At 37.8% G+C, this 19,961-nt stretch carries 20 protein-coding genes and 1 riboswitch; of the genes, 9 read left to right on the forward strand and 11 right to left on the reverse strand.

The features are described from left to right. The first annotated feature begins 55 nt into the window (after positions 1-55). Both ACEVFT_RS05550 and ACEVFT_RS05555 read left to right on the forward strand, forming a co-directional pair. Complete coding sequence (locus tag ACEVFT_RS05550; protein WP_205445631.1) at positions 56-1,594, forward strand: fumarate hydratase; 1,539 nt, start codon at positions 56-58, stop codon at positions 1,592-1,594. Between the two features lie 274 nt (positions 1,595-1,868). Then, on the forward strand, positions 1,869-3,773 hold the full coding sequence (locus ACEVFT_RS05555) for a heavy metal translocating P-type ATPase (protein ID WP_393948628.1): 1,905 nt from the start codon (positions 1,869-1,871) through the stop codon (positions 3,771-3,773). A 191-nt stretch (positions 3,774-3,964) separates the two neighbouring features. On the opposite strand, the gene ACEVFT_RS05560 is transcribed toward ACEVFT_RS05555, so the two are convergent. Together ACEVFT_RS05560 and ACEVFT_RS05565 are read right to left on the reverse strand one after the other, a co-directional pair. Next, positions 3,965-4,882 (reverse strand): YihY/virulence factor BrkB family protein, encoded by a 918-nt coding sequence (locus tag ACEVFT_RS05560; RefSeq protein WP_205445633.1) that lies wholly within the window; start codon positions 4,880-4,882, stop codon positions 3,965-3,967. A 22-nt stretch (positions 4,883-4,904) separates the two neighbouring features. Beyond that, positions 4,905-5,231, reverse strand: coding sequence for a YtxH domain-containing protein (locus ACEVFT_RS05565; protein WP_205445635.1), 327 nt, complete (start codon positions 5,229-5,231; stop codon positions 4,905-4,907). A 177-nt stretch (positions 5,232-5,408) separates the two neighbouring features. Between ACEVFT_RS05565 and ACEVFT_RS05570 the strand changes: the two genes are divergently transcribed. Further along, positions 5,409-5,630, forward strand: coding sequence for a DUF1128 domain-containing protein (locus tag ACEVFT_RS05570; RefSeq protein ID WP_016995366.1), 222 nt, complete (start codon positions 5,409-5,411; stop codon positions 5,628-5,630). 65 nt (positions 5,631-5,695) lie between these two features. Here ACEVFT_RS05570 and motB read toward each other — a convergent pair whose 3' ends face one another. Together motB and motA are read right to left on the reverse strand one after the other, a co-directional pair. Continuing rightward, a complete protein-coding gene (gene motB / locus ACEVFT_RS05575) occupies positions 5,696-6,448 on the reverse strand; it encodes a flagellar motor protein MotB (protein WP_393948630.1) in 753 nt (250 codons plus the stop codon). Next, positions 6,432-7,235 carry a flagellar motor stator protein MotA gene (gene motA, locus ACEVFT_RS05580; RefSeq protein ID WP_004225583.1) on the reverse strand — a complete coding sequence of 268 codons (804 nt, stop codon included), beginning with the start codon at positions 7,233-7,235 and terminating at the stop codon, positions 6,432-6,434. Before motA ends, motB begins: the two co-directional genes overlap by 17 nt. Before the next feature lie 189 nt (positions 7,236-7,424). Between motA and ACEVFT_RS05585 the strand changes: the two genes are divergently transcribed. The 3 genes from ACEVFT_RS05585 to ACEVFT_RS05595 all read left to right on the forward strand — a co-directional run bounded on the left by ACEVFT_RS05585 (position 7,425) and on the right by ACEVFT_RS05595 (position 9,683). Further along, positions 7,425-8,666: an aminopeptidase gene (locus tag ACEVFT_RS05585; protein ID WP_393948632.1), complete on the forward strand. Its 1,242-nt coding sequence runs from the start codon at positions 7,425-7,427 to the stop codon at positions 8,664-8,666. Positions 8,667-8,806: 140 nt separating this feature from the next. Then, positions 8,807-8,941 (forward strand): hypothetical protein, encoded by a 135-nt coding sequence (locus tag ACEVFT_RS05590; RefSeq protein WP_004225590.1) that lies wholly within the window; start codon positions 8,807-8,809, stop codon positions 8,939-8,941. Positions 8,942-9,119: 178 nt separating this feature from the next. Beyond that, the gene (locus ACEVFT_RS05595) at positions 9,120-9,683 is read left to right on the forward strand and encodes a beta-class carbonic anhydrase (RefSeq protein ID WP_205445640.1); all 564 of its coding nucleotides are present in this window, start codon (positions 9,120-9,122) and stop codon (positions 9,681-9,683) included. Positions 9,684-9,756: 73 nt separating this feature from the next. Here ACEVFT_RS05595 and ACEVFT_RS05600 read toward each other — a convergent pair whose 3' ends face one another. Further along, the gene (locus ACEVFT_RS05600) at positions 9,757-10,344 is read right to left on the reverse strand and encodes a GNAT family N-acetyltransferase (protein WP_342441625.1); all 588 of its coding nucleotides are present in this window, start codon (positions 10,342-10,344) and stop codon (positions 9,757-9,759) included. 161 nt (positions 10,345-10,505) lie between these two features. Beyond that, on the reverse strand, positions 10,506-11,330 hold the full coding sequence (locus ACEVFT_RS05605) for a polyphosphate kinase 2 family protein (RefSeq protein WP_205445644.1): 825 nt from the start codon (positions 11,328-11,330) through the stop codon (positions 10,506-10,508). A gap of 217 nt (positions 11,331-11,547) precedes the next feature. Between ACEVFT_RS05605 and ACEVFT_RS05610 the strand changes: the two genes are divergently transcribed. After that, positions 11,548-12,243 (forward strand): hypothetical protein, encoded by a 696-nt coding sequence (locus tag ACEVFT_RS05610; RefSeq protein WP_393948635.1) that lies wholly within the window; start codon positions 11,548-11,550, stop codon positions 12,241-12,243. 28 nt (positions 12,244-12,271) lie between these two features. On the opposite strand, the gene map is transcribed toward ACEVFT_RS05610, so the two are convergent. Together map and thiT are read right to left on the reverse strand one after the other, a co-directional pair. Continuing rightward, the gene (gene map, locus ACEVFT_RS05615) at positions 12,272-13,027 is read right to left on the reverse strand and encodes a type I methionyl aminopeptidase (protein WP_342441627.1); all 756 of its coding nucleotides are present in this window, start codon (positions 13,025-13,027) and stop codon (positions 12,272-12,274) included. A 162-nt stretch (positions 13,028-13,189) separates the two neighbouring features. Next, positions 13,190-13,750, reverse strand: coding sequence for an energy-coupled thiamine transporter ThiT (gene thiT, locus ACEVFT_RS05620; protein WP_205445649.1), 561 nt, complete (start codon positions 13,748-13,750; stop codon positions 13,190-13,192). 133 nt (positions 13,751-13,883) lie between these two features. Then, a riboswitch (TPP riboswitch) is annotated at positions 13,884-13,991 on the reverse strand. A gap of 127 nt (positions 13,992-14,118) precedes the next feature. Between thiT and ACEVFT_RS05625 the strand changes: the two genes are divergently transcribed. Both ACEVFT_RS05625 and ACEVFT_RS05630 read left to right on the forward strand, forming a co-directional pair. Continuing rightward, on the forward strand, positions 14,119-14,442 hold the full coding sequence (locus ACEVFT_RS05625) for a magnetosome magnetite crystal formation protein family (RefSeq protein WP_205445651.1): 324 nt from the start codon (positions 14,119-14,121) through the stop codon (positions 14,440-14,442). A gap of 55 nt (positions 14,443-14,497) precedes the next feature. Beyond that, positions 14,498-14,620: a hypothetical protein gene (locus tag ACEVFT_RS05630; RefSeq protein WP_279381306.1), complete on the forward strand. Its 123-nt coding sequence runs from the start codon at positions 14,498-14,500 to the stop codon at positions 14,618-14,620. Between the two features lie 40 nt (positions 14,621-14,660). Here ACEVFT_RS05630 and ACEVFT_RS05635 read toward each other — a convergent pair whose 3' ends face one another. The 3 genes from ACEVFT_RS05635 to ACEVFT_RS05645 all read right to left on the reverse strand — a co-directional run bounded on the left by ACEVFT_RS05635 (position 14,661) and on the right by ACEVFT_RS05645 (position 19,939). After that, on the reverse strand, positions 14,661-17,741 hold the full coding sequence (locus tag ACEVFT_RS05635; RefSeq protein WP_393948640.1) for an AAA family ATPase: 3,081 nt from the start codon (positions 17,739-17,741) through the stop codon (positions 14,661-14,663). Next, entirely contained in the window at positions 17,738-18,895 is a 1,158-nt protein-coding gene (locus ACEVFT_RS05640; RefSeq protein WP_393948641.1) for an exonuclease SbcCD subunit D, read from the reverse strand. The genes ACEVFT_RS05635 and ACEVFT_RS05640 overlap by 4 nt, the downstream gene beginning before the upstream one ends. Positions 18,896-19,036: 141 nt before the next feature. After that, positions 19,037-19,939: an SGNH/GDSL hydrolase family protein gene (locus ACEVFT_RS05645; protein ID WP_393948644.1), complete on the reverse strand. Its 903-nt coding sequence runs from the start codon at positions 19,937-19,939 to the stop codon at positions 19,037-19,039. Positions 19,940-19,961 lie beyond the last annotated feature (22 nt).

Raw genomic sequence — 19,961 nt, forward strand, 5'->3', positions numbered from 1 at the left:
AAAAGAGTATAATGTAACGTGGAAATAATCAATTTTTCTATGGGGGGCAATACCAATGAATCTACAAACTTTGGAGAAAAGTCTTTACGATTTAATTACTGAAACATCTACGAATTTACCTAAGGATGTACGTCGTGCTATTAAAAAAGCAAAAGAAGCTGAGAATGCTGGTACACGTGCAGCAATGAGCTTAGACACAATCGCGAATAATATTATTATGGCAGAAGATAACGTGTCACCAATTTGCCAGGATACAGGATTACCAACTTTCAAAATCTATACTCCTGTTGGCGTAAACCAATTAGAAATTAAAGCTGCAATCAAAAAAGCAATCAATGATACAACTGCAGATGCTAAATTACGTCCAAATGCGGTGGATTCATTATCTGGTGCAAACAGTGGGAACAACCTTGGAGATGGTTTGCCAGTAATGAAATTTGAGCAATGGGAAAAAGATTACATTACAATTAAGTTAATTCTAAAAGGTGGCGGCTGTGAAAACAAAAACATTCAGTACAGTTTACCATGTGAATTAGAAGGTCTTGGTCGTGCAGGTCGTGACTTAGATGGTATTCGTAAATGTATTTTACATTCTGTTTACCAAGCTCAAGGTCAAGGCTGTTCTGCTGGTTTCATTGGTGTAGGTATTGGTGGAGACCGTTCTTCTGGCTATGATTTAGCAAAAGAGCAATTATTCCGTCATGTTGAAGATACAAATCCAAATGCTGATCTTGCAAAATTAGAAGAGTATGTAGTTAAAACAGCTAACACATTTGGTATCGGTACAATGGGCTTCGGTGGTGAAGCAACATTACTAGGATGTAAAATCGGCGTAATGCACCGTATCCCTGCTTCTTTCTATGTATCAGTAGCGTATAATTGTTGGGCTTACCGTCGTATGGCTGTGGACATCGATCCTCAAACTGGCGAAATTATGAACTGGCACTACCAAGAAGGTGAAAAAATTACCTTCAAAGAAAATGAAGTAGCTGCTACAACAGAAGATACAACTACAGATGTAGTCGAGCTTACTGCGCCAATTACTGAAGAACAGATTCGTTCACTAAAAGTTGGTGATGTCGTTTCTATTACTGGTCGTATGTATACTGGCCGTGACGCCATCCACCACCATTTAATGAGCCACGATGCACCAGTTGATTTAAATGGACAAGTTATTTATCACTGTGGACCTGTAATGGCTAAGGATGAAGAAGACAATTGGACAGTAAAAGCTGCTGGTCCAACTACTTCTATTCGTGAGGAGCCTTATCAAGGAGATATCATGAAAAAATTCGGTATCCGTGCTGTCATTGGTAAAGGTGGAATGGGACCAAAAACATTAAAAGCGCTTAATGAACATGGTGGCGTTTACTTGAATGCAATCGGTGGAGCAGCTCAGTACTATGCAGACTGCATTAAAGGCGTTGATGGTGTTGATTTAATGGAATTTGGTATTCCTGAAGCTATGTGGCACTTAAATGTTGAAAACTTTACAGCAGTTGTAACAATGGACTCACATGGTAACTCACTACATGCAGATGTGGATAAATCATCATTAGAAAAGCTTGCTTTGCATGCGGAAAGAGTTTTCTAATTAAATAATAGGTAGCAGTAACCCATTTTATTGCACAATTTTGTAAGGCACAGAATATTCCTAGTGAATAGACTGTGCCTTTTTCTATTTAAAAGTCTTTTTCAAATTGTTTTAATCTCCTTCAAACTTCCTACTTTATTTTTACAAATTCCTTTGTTATAATAATTCTAAATAAAAGAGATGGTAAATGAAATCCATTTTCAATTGAACATCTCTATAAAATGTTATTTAATAAAGGTTTTGATATTGATTTTCATTATCAGGAGGGATATGAATGGAATACTCTAATCGAGAAAATATAAATTTAATTGAGAAAATAAAAGAACATGCAGAATTAATCGCTGCATTGATGGCCGGTATTTTCATCTTACTTGCATGGCGTTTAGACACAGGTGGACAAACAACGGCTTCTGTTCTACTGTATTTAATTGCCTTTTGCGTGGGTGGTTTCGCGAAAGCAAAAGAAGGTATTGAAGAAACGATAGAAGAACGAAAGCTAAATGTTGAGCTGTTGATGGTATTAGCGGCGATTGGTTCAGCAGCAATAGGCTATTGGACAGAGGGCGCTATCCTTATATTTATTTTTGCGGTAAGTGGTGCACTAGAAACATATGCGATGAATAAAAGTCATCGCGAAATATCAGCCCTTATGAATTTACAGCCAGAAGAAGCTTGGTTAGTGCGTGGTGGATTTGAGCCTATGAAGGTGTCAGTGTCCACATTACAAATCGGTGATCATTTATTGATTAAACCAGGTGAACGTATTCCAGCAGATGGTATTATTTTCAAAGGCCAGTCGTCCATTGATGAATCAGCTATAAGTGGAGAGCCACTGCCTATCTCAAAAAGCGAAGGGGACGAAGTATTTGCGGGCACAGTAAACTTAAATGGTGCAATTACAATGGAAATGACAAAGGCGAATTCAGAAACACTTTTCCAAAAAATTATACAGCTCGTCCAAAGTGCTCAAAGTGAAAAATCTCCCTCTCAACAATTCATCGAAAAGTTTGAAGGGACCTATGTAAAATTTGTTTTACTAGGTGTTGCCATTATGATGTTTCTTCCCCACTTCTTGCTTGGCTGGGACTGGACAACAACATTTTACCGAGCAATGGTGTTATTAGTGGTTGCTTCTCCTTGTGCACTCGTAGCATCCATTATGCCTGCCACACTCGCTACTATATCAAATGGTGCAAAAAATGGTGTGCTGTTTAAAGGTGGTTTACATTTAGAGCATCTTAGTGTATTACGTGCCTTGGCTGTCGATAAAACAGGTACTTTAACTCAAGGCAAACCAGTTGTTACAGATTTTATTGTCCGAGATGGCGTAGAGCGTGATATGGCTTTAGCAATTCTTGCAGGAATCGAATCTCAATCCAATCACCCCCTTGCCCAAGCTATTACCTCGTATGCTAAGGCTGAGGGAATCCACGCATTGCCACAAGCAACGATTGAAGATATTCCTGGCTGGGGGATAAAAGGAACGATTCATAATGAAGCTTATCAAGTAGGTAAACCAGAGTTTGTTGGTGCACAGCTTGCTAGTGATTTTGCCAACAATGCGGCTACAAAACTTGCAGCCGAGGGCAAAACAGTTATTTTCATTCGGGATCAACATGGGATTGTTGCATTAACAGCGCTAAAAGATACTGTACGCAACGAGGCTAAGAAAGCTATAACATTATTAAAAGAGCTTGGTATTCAAGTAGTGATGCTTACAGGTGACAACGAAAAAACGGCCAAAGTTATTGCGCAGGAAGCTGGCGTTACTGAATATGTCGCAGAATGTCTGCCTGAAACGAAGGTTACTGAAATGAAACGCCTACTTACACAGCATCAATTCGTTGGCATGGTAGGCGATGGTATTAATGATGCCCCTGCATTGGCTACGGCAACTACTGGCATTGCTATGGGTGAAGGAACAGACGTTGCGCTAGAAACAGCCGATGTTGTGCTGATGAAAAATGACTTATCGAAAATCGCCTATGCTGTTCGTTTATCACGTAAAATGCAACGTATTGTGAAACAAAATATTTTCTTCTCTATTGGGATCATTATGTTATTAATTGCCTCTAACTTTTTACAAGTAGTCGACTTACCTTTAGGCGTAATCGGGCATGAAGGGAGTACAATACTAGTTATTCTAAATGGTTTACGTATGCTCAATAAAAATGTTTAACATCAATCATGCCTCAGCGTAATTGCGTCCTAATTTTTTTAGAGCTTGCTCGAAAAAATCTGTGACATCCGCTGGGGCTTCAATATTGTTTCAGTCGTTGTGTAAACACCCATTGAACAATTGGTGCATTTAAAATAGCCTCGCTACTCTTTATGAGTTTAGCGAGGCTTTTGTTAATGCTTATTATTTCCTTATCGACGAATTTCCTTTTGAAGTGCTCTTTTCTGCATGGTAGCGTTTAATACGCCACCAAAGATTAAAATGATTCCCGTAAAGTATAGCCAGAGCATTAAAATAATGACGCCACCAATACTACCATATGTAGCAGAATAATTTGCAAAATTATTAATATAAAAAGAGAAACCATATGTGACTGCTAACCAAGCAAGTGTAGCAAACATCGCCCCTGGCCATACGCCCATTACTTTCAAACGTGGACTGGTATTTGGCACAAACCAATAGATGCCCATTAAAACAACAAAAATCAGTAATGGCGGTATCGACCATCTTAATCTATGCCAGACAGATTCAAATTGCTCCTCTATTCCGACGATTGAGAATAGGAAATGTCCAATTTGCTGTCCGAAGACGGGTAATAAGAGAGCAACAGCAATAACAATGACGAGGGCGATTGTAAAAACTAATGATAAGCCCCTATCTAATATACCTGCTCTCCCCTCTGTATCGTAGGCTTTATTTAAAGAACGAATGAGTGCATTAATGCCTTTAGATGCAGACCAAATTGTACCAAGAACCCCAATGGACAATAAACTACTGTTTCGATTCGTTAAAATCTCATTCAGTGTATTTTCAATAAGCTTATACACTTCATCAGGTAGTACATTCACTAAAAATGCATAGACCTGTGTCGTTTCTAAGTTAAGATATGGTAGTAGTGTCACTAAGAAAATAAGTAAGGGGAAGAACGATAGTAAAAAGAAATAAGCCAATTGTGCAGCAAGCGCAGATATTTCAACTCGCTTGAGCCGACCTATTAAATCTTGGATAAAGCCCTTGGATGTCATAATATCAATCGCTCCCTCCTCTGGAGAGACAAACGATTTTACAAACCCAAAAGCGTTATGCAATGTTGCTTTATTCTTTTCCATACAATTCCTCCTAAAACGACCTTTACTCCTTATCAGGTAAAGTAAAGGCTGATTTCGTATCTTCAATCATTCCCTGTATCGTGGAAGGTAAATCCTTAAATTCATCCACCTTTTCGGCAATTGTGTTGACATTATCTGACACGCTTTCACAAAGCACCTTTGCCGCTAATACTTTTTCCTCAACCAAAACCTGCAATTCTTCTCGATTTGCTGCATAGTATGAGATGGCTTCCTTCATCTTTTTTGTTGAGGCAATTGTTTTTTCACGTGTAGCACGATCTAACATACTTAATGCTGCTCCTACTGCTGCTCCTGCTACAATAGATGCGAATAATTTACTTTGACCCATATTAAAACCCCCTGCTTGTATAGTTGCATATTCCCTATTATTTCATAAATAAACAGTCTACTGCACTTATTCTACCCAATAACAGTCTATTTTTAAAGCAATGCCCAAATACGGAGTTGACATTTTTTTTATTCAATGAAATGATATGTGCGAGGATTATGAAAGGTAGGGTAAAAAATGGATTTATCTGTTCCATCTAAAGAAAACGTTGTGTATATGGTCGATCAAATGAAGGACAAGCTTCGCATGGTGAATGTCGATGCGATGAAATCAGAAAACTTCGATGAAGCCAATTATGAAGATTTAGTGTATTTATATGAAATGGTTATGAAAAGAGAAACTTTTAGTCCAAGTGAAATGCAAGCGATTGTTGCTGAGTTAGGATCTTTACGTAAATAGGTAAAATGAAAAGCTATTAGCGAAAGACATTTGTCTGCTGCTAATAGCTTTTTTATTACTGTACTCTAAGTTTCTGAACCATCCTCAGTAACTAATGGTTGAATTAATACTTCTACACGACGATTCTTCGCACGTCCTTCCGCTGTGTCATTCGGTGCGATCGCACGATACTCGCCGTTTCCTTTTGCACTAAAGCGTGTAGGATCTAATTGGTCATTACTTTCAATAAGCAGTTCTAAAAATTTCGTTGCACGCATTACAGATAACTGAAAATTCGATGTAAAATTCGGACCTGCTGGTACATTATCTGTATGACCTGTAATGACAATATTTCGAGCTGGATCAGATTCCAGCATAGTTGATAGCTCTTTGGCAATAGGGACATACTCAGGTTTAACTGTTGCTTGCCCTGGATCAAATAAAATACTATCACGGATTGTCACAAGCAGCCCTTCATCGGTCATTTCTGTGGCGAATTGATCTTCCATTTCATTGACTGCAATAAAATTATCCACACTATCTTTTATTTCAGCTAACTCCTGTTGATCCTTTAAATAGGCGGAGTTTTGCTGTGGCGTTTGGTCGCTATCCGCATTCGGAGTAGGCACTGGTGCAGGTTGCTCTAGAAAACTAGTTCCACCATCAAATACTTGATTAAAAACTGCCGACATTCTTTCTAGCTTTTCTTGGTCGACTGAACTTGAGGCAAACAAAATAATAAACACGGCTAGCAGTAAAGTTAAAATATCTGCGTATGGAACTAACCAAGATTCATCAATATGTTCATCATGCTTTTTTTTCTTAGCTTTCTTTGCCAAGGCCACCCGCCCCGCTTTCACCAGAAATTTGACGACGTTCTTCCATCGTTAGGTATGATGAAAGTTTCTGTTCAATTACACGAGGAGCCTCCCCTTCTAATACTGAAAGGATACCCTCAATCATCATTCTCTTTTGTTTTACCTCTAAAGCAGACTTACGCTTTAGCTTGTTCGCAAATGGATGCCATAAAACATACCCTGTAAAGATACCGAGTAATGTAGCCATGAAGGCAGCTGAAATAGCATGTCCTAGCTTTTCGATATCGTTCATATCAGCCAATGCGGCGATTAACCCTACTACTGCACCAAGAACCCCTAAAGTAGGTGCATATGTACCTGCTTGTGTAAAAATAGCTGCTCCACTAGTATGACGCTCTTCCATCGCTTCTACTTCTTCCGTTAGAACATCACGTATGTAGTCAGCATTTTGACCATCAATTGCTAATGTAAGACCATTTTTCAAAAATGGGTCTTCAATTTCTGAGGCTTTACTTTCAAGCGCTAATAACCCTTCACGACGAGCTAAGTCAGCCCATTGTGAAAACATTTTAATAATCTCTATATCATTCGCTAATTTTGTTTCTTTAAAAAGAATTTTAAATAGCTTTGGTACACGCTTTAACTCCTGCATCGGAAAGGCAATTGTTACTGCGGAAATAGTACCAAAAATGATAATTAGGATAGCTGCAGGGTTATAAAATGCAGATAAACTAACACCCTTCATTACCATCCCTGTTAATAATGCTACTAAAGCAAGTATTAACCCTATAATCGACGACTTATCCATTCTAGAACCTCCAAATCTACTATCTAATGTTATTTCGTCTTTTTTTCCATATTTTAAATATATAATCCTAGTATAAATGTATTTCATATATTTTTCGATGTAATTAATGCTTTTTATTCACATTTCGACCATTTTTGATTATATTGAATTAAGAATATTACACTTAACTGTCTTAAATTGAAAGGGGATATGATTTTGTTATTATCGTTGGACACAAAATTACTAAAATATGCAGAGTTAGCGGTGAAAGTAGGAGTAAATATCCAAAAAGATCAGTATCTTTATATAAGCTGTTCGACTGATAATCTAAAACTCGCACAAATAATTACTAAAATAGCCTATAAAAATGGTGCAAAACAAGTTTTTGTCGATATATCCGATGATGAACTTGTACGTGCTCGCTATGAAGGAGCACCAAAAGACTCATTTGATTTCTTCCCACCTTGGAAAGTGCAGGAACGTGAATGGTTAGCTGAACACGGTGCTGCTTTCTTAAGCATTAGTTCTCAAAATCCAGATTTATTAAAAGGAATTGAACGTGATAGAATCATGACATTCCAAAAAGCATCTGGTCAAGCACTTGCAAACTATTATCAGTGGCTACAGGCAGATAAATTTAGCTGGTCAGTCATTGCTGCACCTTCTAAGGCTTGGGCAGCAAAAGTATTTCCTCACTTACCAGAAGAACAACAAATAGATGCATTGTGGGAAGCTATCTTTGCAGCAACACGTATTGACGTTGATAACTCTGTTGAAGCTTGGCATGCCCATGATCAGGAATTACATAGCAAAGCTGATTATTTAAATGCAAAGCAATTTAAGACACTACACTATACTGCTCCAGGTACGGATCTAACAATTGAACTGCCTCCACATCATGTGTGGGCAGGCGGTAGTAGTATTAGCACACAGGGCCAAACATTTATGGCCAATATGCCAACTGAAGAAATTTTTACAGCACCTTTAAGAACAGGTGTTAATGGTTATGTAACAAGCACTAAGCCTTTAAGCTATGGCGGCAATATTATAGACAATTTCACATTAACATTTAAAGATGGTCGGATCATTGACGTCAAGGCGGAGCAAGGCCAAGAAATTTTAGCTTCCCTTATTGAAACGGATGAAGGTGCTCATTACCTTGGGGAAGTAGCATTAGTACCACATAAATCACCTATTTCACAATCGAACTTATTATTTTACAATACATTGTTTGATGAAAATGCATCCAATCATTTAGCCATTGGTAGTGCCTATGCCTTTTGCATTGAGGATGGTAAAGAAATGACTACTGAGGAGCTAAGTGCGCATGGACTTAACCAAAGTTTGACACATGTAGACTTTATGATCGGCTCGAGCAACATGAATATAGATGGAATAACACAGGATGATCAAATAGACCCAATATTCCGCAATGGAAATTGGGCATTCTAAATAATCCATTCCTACTAATAGTATTCTAGGCTAAGTATGTTAAGGTTGTCATAAATTATCCTTAGATTTTCCTAGTAACCTATTGTATAATTGTTTTAGGGAAATTTAGTAGATCATTTAAGTAGAGAGGAGCTCTAATAATGTTCATTACAACTGTTCTTGGCTTTTCAGCAGTTTTATTAATTTCAACAGGATTCTTCATCCACTACCTACAAGTTGGTTTAGATAGCAAGTCTTCAGTAACTGTAGATCCAAAGCCAAACGAAAAATTTTAATGTGTAAAAAACAGCTACTATATAGGTAGCTGTTTTTTTATAGCTTACAAGTTATTTAATCTACTAAAGCGTATGAAACTGCTCCTTTATTGTAAAAATTATCTGAATAAAGTCTTTATTGTTTGCATATTGAAAATTTTGCTCTACAATATTTTTTGTAAGGAAGGGAGCAATATTCATGACAATGTTACAAGATATTCTAGAATTTAACAAAGAGTTTGTACAAGAAAAAAAATATGAACCATTCATCACTACGAAATATCCTGATAAACGTATTGTTGTTTTATCTTGTATGGATACTCGTCTTGTAGAGCTTTTACCAAAAGCGATGAATTTGCGTAATGGCGATGTAAAAATAGTGAAAAGTGCTGGTGCGTTAGTGAGCCATCCTTTCGGTGCAGTTATGCGTAGTTTATTAGTTGCTGTCTACGGCCTACAAGCCGATGAAGTGTATGTCGTGGGACATTATGACTGTGGTATGAGTGCGGTTGATCCTGATGCCATGCTAAGTGAAATGGTGAAGCGAGGCATTGATCCAGAAACCATCAAAATGTTGGAATATTCCGGTTTTGATTTAAAGGATTTTTTACGAGGTTTCGGTGATGTAGCAACAAGTGTTAAGAAAAGTGTCGATACAATTCGTAATCACCCTTTAATGGTAAAAGACGTGCCTGTCCACGGTTTAATTATTGATCCGAATACAGGTCATCTAGATATAATTGAAGACGGTAACAAACAATAAAATGACTTTTTGATGTACAGTAATAAATGAACAAGTGCCTACCCCTCACTACGGGAGATAGGCACTTGTTATTCTATTCATCCTCTAAACGTGCATACATATAATGATCTACCCAGTGACCATTGATATACAGCAGCTTTCTTAGCAGACCTTCCTGTTGAAATCCAGCCTTCTCTAAGACACGCATGGAGGCGCTATTTTGTGTCGACACATATGCCTCTACACGATGTAGACCAATTTGCTCAAATGCGAATCGAACCACCATATTCACAGCTTCTGTGACAATGCCCTTCCCTACGTAAATTTCATCCATCGCATAGCCAACAAATGCACTTGAGTATGGTAAGCGTTTTACAGCATAAAGTGCAATATGTCCTATTAGATTGTTTGTACCATGCTCAAAAATACCAAACGTAAATTCTCGCTTTGACTCCATTAAATAGAGACTTTCTTGAATTTTTTTGTATTGAGCGTCAACTGTATAGTATTCAGGTCTTTGCAGTGGCTCATATATAGACCAAAAGTATTTATTTCGGCTTACGAGACCCATTAAACTTCGTGCATCTTTTTCTTGGAATGTGCGGATGTAGCATTTTTCCCCCTTTATCGTTACCACATTCCCACCCTTTTTTCTTAATAGATTCCAAATTTTAAGCACCATTCTCCACACTAGCCTTCCAATAAATATCAATACATTCCTTTTTTGTTACATTGGCTACAATCCATTGATTGAAAACCCTATTTATATTTTATTGTATGTAAAAAAAGATGCTGCTACAACCAAAACAGCTCATGTCTTATTGTCATAGCAGCACAATTCAATTATTTAGTTTTTTGTTCTTTCTTTTTCTCGTTTACTATTTCCAAACTGGATGATTCAGCATCCTCTAGTTGTGCATTGTCTAACACATTTGTTAAATGAAGACCACGTCTTTGAGCTTCTCGTTCAATGTGTGCAATTGTTTCTTGAAGCACCTGAACACGTGCATACTTTTTGTCATCTCCAGCGACTAAGATCCAAGGAGCATCTTTTTTATCGGTCTTTTCAAACATTGCATTTGCTGCTTCAATATACTGCGGCGATTTATCACGATTGCGCCAATCTTCAGCTGTTAGCTTCCAAGATTTATAAGGATTTTGTTCACGTTCTTTAAAGCGTTTTAATTGCTCCTCATCTGAAACATGAAGCCAGAACTTAATAATTATGTAATCTCCTGCAGTTAAGATCTTCTCAAAATTATTAATTTCTTCATAAGCACGAGACCATTCATCCTTCGTTGCAAATCCTTCGATGCGTTCTACTAATACGCGACCATACCATGAGCGATCAAAAATAGCGATTTGTCCATGTTGAGGCAATTTTCTCCAAAATCGTTGTAAATAGTTGTAGCGTAATTCATGTGCTTGAGGAGCAGATATAGGGTGTACAACATAACCGCGTGGATCGACGCGTTCGATTAATCGTTTAATAGCGCCACCTTTACCAGCCGCATCCATTCCTTCAAATACCAAGATTAAGCCAATTTTATTTTTTAATAAAAACTGTTGCGCGTTTAACATTTCATATTGGAGTACTTTTAATTTCTTTTTATACATCTTTTTGTCTAGTTCAATGGATAGGTCTAGATTTTTCAAATTTTGTGCCATGAAACTTCACTCCTTTTATTTGGATATTCTTATTGTACTAAAGAAATATATGGATGCCTATCAGGCATGGTAAATTGTAGATATTATTAGTAAAACAACACGATACATTGTTAGGAATTTCCGTTATAATAAAAAAAGTGACAGTACTATACTTATTTGTCTTTTCCCTATACAATCTAACACGAAGGGAGAGGAAAACATGCCTCGGTTTATCATGATGACAATCTCTTATCTTGTCTCAATCATCCTAACCTTTTCATCCTTTTTCGTGAACATCAACGGTCAATCTTCGCTAGAAATCGCTAATCGTTTTTCTGTAGTATTTGCACCGGTTAGTATAAGTCATGTAATTTGGATTATCATTTATTTATTACTCGGTTATTGGTTAGTTATGAACATCAAAAAGACAACTTTGAAACAGTCTGCGCTCTTTAGTTGCATAAATATATTGCAAGCATTGACGGTATACGTCTGGCATCATGAGTTATTTATTGTTTCTCTTGGCATTACATTACTCTTAGTCTTGTATTTATTTATGCTGTATAATACGTACCCTCTTCAGGACAAAGCCTTGTCTGGTCGTATTCCTTTCTCCATTTATTTAGCATGGATGACATTTATTTTTATCACAAATACAAGCTTTACATTAACGGCTTATGGTTGGAACGGCTTTGGTCTTAGTACGCCTCTTTGGGCAGTGATTTTACTAACATTGGGAGGAGCCATTGCGCTACATATCCGTTTCCATCACTTTGATGTTATGTATCCAAGTGTTTTTATTTGGGCTTATATTGGAATCGCCATACATAATGGTTTTGATGAGCTACTTGTCACTACAGCCGCCTTATTTTTATGTGGTGTTCTCTTTGTTGGCATTTTATTTATTAAAAAAAATCCTGCCTACCAAAAATAAATTGGTTAGCAGGATTTTTCATTATATCCTATTCTTCGTCTAATGACGTTAGGATAATTGGTTTATCCTTTGTCACAATGACTGAATGTTCGATTTGAGCTACAAGTGATTTATCAGGTGTCACGAATGTCCAGCCATCACCAGCTTCTACGATATGCTCTGCTTTTGCTGAGATAAATGGCTCAACCGCAAGCACCATACCTTCTTTCATGATGGTAGAATCCCATGCATCATAATAGTTTAAAATATGATTTGGCTCATCATGTAAAGATTTACCTAAGCCATGACCTGTTAAATTCATAATAACAGTTAAGTCATTAGCATTCGCCTCACGTTCAACTGCTTTACCAATTTGATTTAATTTAGATCCAGCCTTTACCTTTGTCATTGCTCGATCAAAGGCACTTTTGGCAACACGGCATAGCTTTTCTTTGTCTTCATAGCCTTCACCAACAACAAATGAAATACCTGTGTCAGCAAAGTAGCCGTTTAAGGAGCCAGAAACATCAATATTCACAATATCTCCTTCTTGAATAACACGCTTCCCTGGAATACCATGCGCCACTTCTTCATTGACACTAATACATGTATACCCAGGGAAATCATATTCTCCCTTCGGTCCAGAAATAGCGCCTGCCTCCGCAAACATGCGGCCAGCAATTTCGTCTAGTTCAAGTGTTGTAACACCTGGTTTTGTTGCAGCTTTCATCGCTTCGCGAATTTCAGCACAAATGCGTCCTATTTTTTTAAAAGCTTCAATCTCTTCTTGTGTTTTTACAATCATGTATAACGTCCCTTTCATCTAATATCTATTCTTTAATATAACATAACTTTTTATGCGTATAACGATAAACGCTTTAAATATTGTATGCTTTCCTACTTTGCAAAGTGCTATAAGAGCTATTCACAACAAAAAAGTCCCCCCACTCATGTGAAGGGACTTGCATTAAGCTTTTCTTTGCATTAATTGTGGAGCGGCTGTGAATAAAAGAACACCAACGATAGCCGTTAATATAGTTGCTGGTAGCATATATGTACCGTTATAGATGATGGAATAGATCCAAGCATTTTGATCGCCAGCATATTCTGCAAAAAATACAGCACCAGCAATTGTATGTGCCGCGTATCGTAAGAAGCCTGCGAAAACGGTACCTATTATAATATAAAGTGCCATTTTTGTTTTGTTCATATGTTTAGCAGCGTCCAACACTGGTCCACGTACAACTGCCGCTAATCCTACAACTGTAAAAGCAACACCATAATCTAGTAATCCTTGTAGCCAGTGCACGATATAGGAACCAAACATTGTTTGCATAACACCCACAAGTAGTCCCGTTGTTAGCCCAGCTACTAGGCCCCAACGAAACGCGATTAACATAATAGGTACCATGACAAGACTAACTGAGCCACCTTGTGCCCATACTTTAAAGGATACCTGATCAAGTACTAGCCCAATTGCTGCAAATATCGCAATCTCCACTAGCATTAACAGTCTTTTTTTGTCCATACATATTCTCTCCTTTGTTCCGATGTAGGATACAAGAGCAGGAATAGAAATGCGCTGATATGTCTCTTTCTGACACCATTTTCCCCCGAGAATGAAAAAACGATGCCAGGACAGAGCCTCACATCGTACAAGTGTCGGTTTCTATCCACATCCCTACGCAAGCGTTAACTTACAGGTTCGAAGAGTCAAGGCATTACGTGCCCAGTCTCAGCTGACATCATCAGCTCCCCTTGTGGTCGTTACATCTGAATTTATTTGAACATTTTCATTGTACGCAAAGGCTAGGAGGATTACAACCTCTTCCATACATTATTTTTTTGAAACTTTGCTATTATTCATGCGTAAATATTAAAAAAGGAGGTACAACTATGGAGAATCAAAAAATTTTAGCTGCCTTTAGTTATCTTAGTATTTTCTTCGCCCCTTTCATCGTTCCATTAATTGTGTACATTGTGACAAAAGATAGTGATGTAAAAAAACATTCGATTCGTGCACTTGTCTCTCATTTAATTCCTTTTGTTTTTGGCATCCTGTTCTTTATTGTCTTTGTTTTTTCCACATTTAGTTTAGATCCAACCTCCAGTAATAATACAGTGATGATTATTTGGTTTGCTTCATTCGCCATCTATGCCCTCGTCTCACTTGGTATTGTGATCTGGAATATTATTCAGGCTGTTCGCGTTATCCGCTAATGTTTTATTTTTAAGAGAAACAGGTAGTAGTAATTGTAAAAGGAGCTGTTTTTGAATGAAAGTATCAAACGTTGTGAAAACCGCAGTAAAGTTAGCACCGATTGTTATTCCTATCGTCAGGAAAGTAATGGCTGCAAAAAAGGGAACAACGCCTACAGCCACACCTCGAAAAAAATAAACGAAGGCGTATTCCTTTTTTTCGGAAATACGCCTTCGTTTTATTTCACTTCAAAATGTGTTTGACTATGTCCATTCAATGTTTTTTCTACATGTAAAACTGCTGGCATCGCAGATTTCAATTCAGGTACATGAGAAATAACACCAATCATACGACCAGAATCCTGTAAATCAATTAATGTATCAATTGCCTTGTTTAGTGATTCCTCATCGAGTGAACCAAAGCCTTCATCAATAAACATCGTTTCAATATGAATATTACCTTGGAAGCTTTGAATCACATCTGCCATTCCCAAAGCAAGACTTAGCGAAGCATTAAATTTTTCGCCTCCTGATAATGTTTTAACATCTCGTAATTGATCCGTATAGGCATCATAAACATCAAGACCAAGTCCACTTTGCTTTGCATGCTTTTCCAATCTATCTGAGCGTCTGAGCTCAAATTGACCGTTTGATAAATGATACAGCCGTATATTGGCAGCTTCTGTAATTTGATCTAAATAATTAATTTGTATATAACGCTCAAAGGATAGCTTTTTCGCGTTTTGTCCGTTTAATAATCCATAGAGTTCCTTTACTCGCCCTGCTTCCTGTTCAAGTAAATGAAGCTCTCTCGCTATTTCTTCTACCTTTTCAATAAAGCCCTGGCATGCTTGTGCAAAGCCATTCATCTGTTGCAAACGTTTAAATGCTTCCTCATAGGAAATACGATGCTGTTCTACCCTTGCTTCCATCAACACTAAATCTTGCTTCTCTTTCCCTTGAAGATATGTAGCCCCTTCGGTAATTTGGATTTTCAAAGTGTGGACTTGTAAAGCATAGTCGCTGCATGTTTTTCGAAGGGCATCTAATTGCATGGCACTCCGTTTGGCACTAGCATATTCCTCGTAGCTATTGAAACCTATTTCCTGCATATTTGCTGAAAATTGCTGAAGCTTTTCATTCATTTTGAGCTGTAATTCCTCAAAAGACTGTTTGGCAATTTCTACAGTTAATTTTGCATTGCTAGCCGCTTCCTTTGCCACATGCAAATTTTCTTGACTCGCTTGCCATCTTTTTTGCAGATTTTCTTTCTGTTTACTGACATCAGTAAGTTGTTGCTTTAATTGCTGTATAGTTGGTAAGTTAGCTGGCATCTGCTTCAGCTGTTCTTCTACAACCGCTTGTAATCTTGTCCATTCTTTCATCTGCTCCGCTAAATATTGCTCTAGTTTGCTCTGCTTGTTTCGTAGCTGTTCTATTTGATCATGCTGATGTTTTATTTTTAATCGCATATCAGCTAATTGGTTATGAATAATTTTTAAGGTAGCAATTTCTTTCTCCACTTCATGTAAAGTAGCGGTGATCTGTGCTTGGTCTTCTTGTTTAATATGCTGTGCCTCAAGTTGTTGACATGCATCTTGAAGAAGTTGTTGTGCAGATGCTAAAAATGCCTCTTGTTCTAGATACTTACGCTCGTCTGAAGATGCCTTTGCTCTTAATGTTTCTACTTCAGCAAGCTCGATAACTTCCAGTTGCTCATTGTGTGCTTTCTGATGAGTCATACTACCACAGACAGGACAAGGGTCCCCTTCCTTCAGCTGTTTGGCTAAAATACTAGCCTGACTCGTCAACCACCGTTGCTGCAATAGCTGAAGTGCCTCATTGCTTTCTTGATAGAGAATAGCTGAAGCGGCTACATCCTGCTTTGCTAACTCTACTGTATTTTTATATTTCTCAACCTGCTTGACTAAAGCTACCTGTTCCCGTAGTTTCGGTAACTGTTCTAAGTAGCCTTCATATGGCTCACCCTGTTTTTCATAGCCCTCCACCGTTTGAGAAAAATGCTTCAATTGCTCTTGTTCTTTTTCCAAAAGCATAAGGTTATCAGTTACTGCTCGTTTCGCTGTTTCAGCATATTGCTCCGCTATTTGCAGCTGTTGTATATTATTTTCATACGCTTCAAATTTCGGCAATAACGCCTGTAACTGCATTTCCTGCTGTAAGATTTGCTGACGTTCAGGCTCTTTAGCCTCTTCTACTGCATATTCTTCTTGTGCACATTGCAACTGTTCTTCTGCCTGCTGTTGTTTAACTTTCGCTTGTTGAAAGGCTTGTTCTTTTACGTTCAGTTCAGCACGTAAATCCCTGCCTTGTTGTTCTAGCTGCACAAGTCGCTCTGCTTGTTCTGCTAAAGCAATCTCCTGCTCCTTTGCTTGGTATCTATCCTGCTCTTGTAACAGCATCTGTAGTCGTTGCTGTCGATTAGCTTGCTCATCGAATTGTTCATTAAGCGTTTTAGCTAAGCGATAATATTCTTGCTCTTTTTGATGAAGGCTATATGCTTCATCGTATTGTAGCTGTTCATTTTCTATACATTTCTTATAGAAACTAAACTCCTCATCAAGTGCCTGCGTCAGTTGATGTAAATTTCCCGTATTATCAGCAATCAATGTGAATAAAGAGGAAGAACGTTGTGGTAAGGCGCCGACTATTTGACCAAGTAAATGTTCTTTTAATTGTTTGGCACGCTCAAGGTCACTTTCTGCCTCTTTACGTTTGGCATCAAGCTTTTTTGCCATGACGCCGAAACGATCTGTTTTAAAGATTTTCCGTAGAATTACTTCTTTATTTGTAGAATCAGAGGTTAATAGTTTACGAAATTCACCTTGAGGTAACATCACAATTTGGCTAAATTGATCTTTTGTGAGACCTATAATTTCATGTAATTTCTTATCGACTTCAAGGGTTTGCTGCTTTTCTACAATACTATAATCAAGCTTTCCCTCTTTTACTTCAGCTAGCTCTATTTTCTTCCCAGTAACCGTTTTATTTTTTTCTTTAATATGACCTGGCTGTCTTACGATTTGATAGACTTTTCCATGCATTTCAAAGATGAGTTCTACAGCTGTATAGACATCATCATGAGCAAAGCCGCTTCTCAGTAAAGCTGTATCCTGACGATCCTCCCCACTGCCTGATCCGTAAAGAGCATAGCAAATAGCATCGAAAATGGTTGTTTTCCCAGCACCAGTTTTACCAGAAATAGCAAACAATCGATGTTCTCCTAGTTCTTGAAAATCAATTACTTCCGTGTCTTTATATGGACCAAATGCAGTAATTGTTAACTTTAATGGCTTCATTTTACTGTCTCTCGCTCCTCATCTAATAATTCCTGTAGCATCTCTGTGAAAAGACGTTCCGTATCTTCATCTGGCTGAATGCCGATAATATCGGTGAAAAATGAACGGAATAAATCAATATCCTCTAGTTTTTCAGCTTCCACCACTTGTAGTTCACGTGGCGCATCTTGCCTTAGTACCTTACGTTCCACATGCATAGCGTGCGGAAACACACTACGAATGCGTTCCATCGGTGAAGTCACAGATATTGTATCCGTCAATCTAACAAATACATAGTCCTCACTTGGTGTTTGCCTTAATAAGTCCTCCAGCTGACCTTCTACTACTCGTAAATCTCTTCTTGGCACAAGTTTTCTTTTACTTACTGTGCTATTACCTTGCTCATCTAAATCGATGATTAAAAAGCCTTTCTCATGTAAATGCTCAGATAACGAATATTTTAATGGAGAGCCTGCATAGCGAATGCTTTCGTTTAAGACAAAATGTGCCTTATGTAAGTGCCCAAGTGCCGTATAGTGGAAAGGTTTAAATAAAGCTGCATTTACACAATCTGAACCTCCAATGGAAAGTGGTCGCTCGGAATCACTTGTATTGGCTTCTTCCTCACCATACTTCGTCACAAAGGCATGTCCAACAAAAACATGTCGCTTACTTGTGTCCATGTCTTCCGTGATATGCTCAATAATTTTTTGCATGGCGTCTTGATGAGAACGGATTGATTCTTCTTCAAAGATGTTGCGAATGGCAGCTGGCTCTGCATAGGGTACTAGATGGAAATGTACTTCTCCATGTTGATCATTCAAAACAATAGGTGCATGATTTTTTGTAAATTGGCCCTTGATATATAAACCACTATCCCTCATTAAACGGCTGCCAAAATTTAAACGTCCTGCACTATCGTGATTTCCCGCCACTGCTAAAACAGGAATCTTCTTCTCTAATACTATTTTCGCTAATACATCATTTAATAAATTAACTGCCTCAATAGGAGGCATCGAACGGTCATATAAATCACCTGCGATGATAATTACATCTGGTTTTTCCTCATCTATCGCTTGTATAAATTGTTGAAGAATATCATGTTGATCTTCTGTCATATAGACACCTTGAACAAGCTTTCCTAAATGCCAATCTGCTGTATGAAATATTTTCATTCTTGTACCTCCTAGTCTTCTCTATATTTTAGCATGACTATTCCCTATCTAGTGCTTTCTAACGGTTTAGTAGTTCTAGCCAAAATTGGTTTTCATAGAAAAAAGCATCTTATTAGGTAAGATGCCTTAGATATCGGTTATTTAGATGTATTTGATAAATGCCTTATATCCTGGGAATCCCTGAATAACGTAAGTCGTAAGAGAAGTTTGATGTTGTGCCACTTTTTGCTTCTGAGGTTTCACTGACGATTGTTGCTTTAGGATTTCCTCAAATGATATGGGATTTGGCTCGGGTAATTCTAATGAAGAGATGTTTAAAGCATCACTACCACTATAAACCCGTAAAAATGAGTTAGCCATTTGACGATAGCCTTCGATATTTGGATGAACATCAGCACTATTTGGTAAGTAGTTGGTCGCATTCAATCCAAAGGCATCATAGACATTTATATAAGCCGCTCCAGCTTGTTCTGCTTGATGTTGTAAAATCGTATTTAATCTAACTAGCTGAGCATTGGTTCCTTCCTTTTGCGTCGGATGAACTGTTGGATAAGCAAAATAATAGCCCATGACATAGATCTTTGCTTTAGGCGCACGTTCTTCTAATTCATCCAAAATCGATATCATATTTTTTCTTGCCAAATTTAAAGCGTAATCTGCCTGAAGCTGTGAAAAAGCTAAGGTCCCTGCATTTGGGTTCACTTGGACAAGACGTAATAAATCATTGGCCCCTGCCGAAACCGTAATAAGTGTCGCATTTGCTAATAAATTTTGTGCTTCCTCAGATTGGATTCGTTCTAATACATCTGCCGTAGTAAAGCCAGGAAAGGCAAGTTCTTTTGTATAAAATGATAATTGACCGATCAAGCTTAATTTCATGGCAATCAAATCACTATATCCTGCATCAATTTCTTGGTAGGGTGTTTGACCAGCAGCTAAGGAATCTCCAATCTCCACATAGTTTTCCGTTTGAGCAAAAGCAGATGAAGTCCAATATGTCATGGATAATATCGTTATACCTAACAAGCTCCAAAATCGCTTCATCTGCTCTCCTCCGTTTCTTCTC

Source organism: Lysinibacillus sp. PWR01 (assembly GCF_043359455.1).
GTDB lineage: Bacteria > Bacillota > Bacilli > Bacillales_A > Planococcaceae > Lysinibacillus > Lysinibacillus fusiformis_F.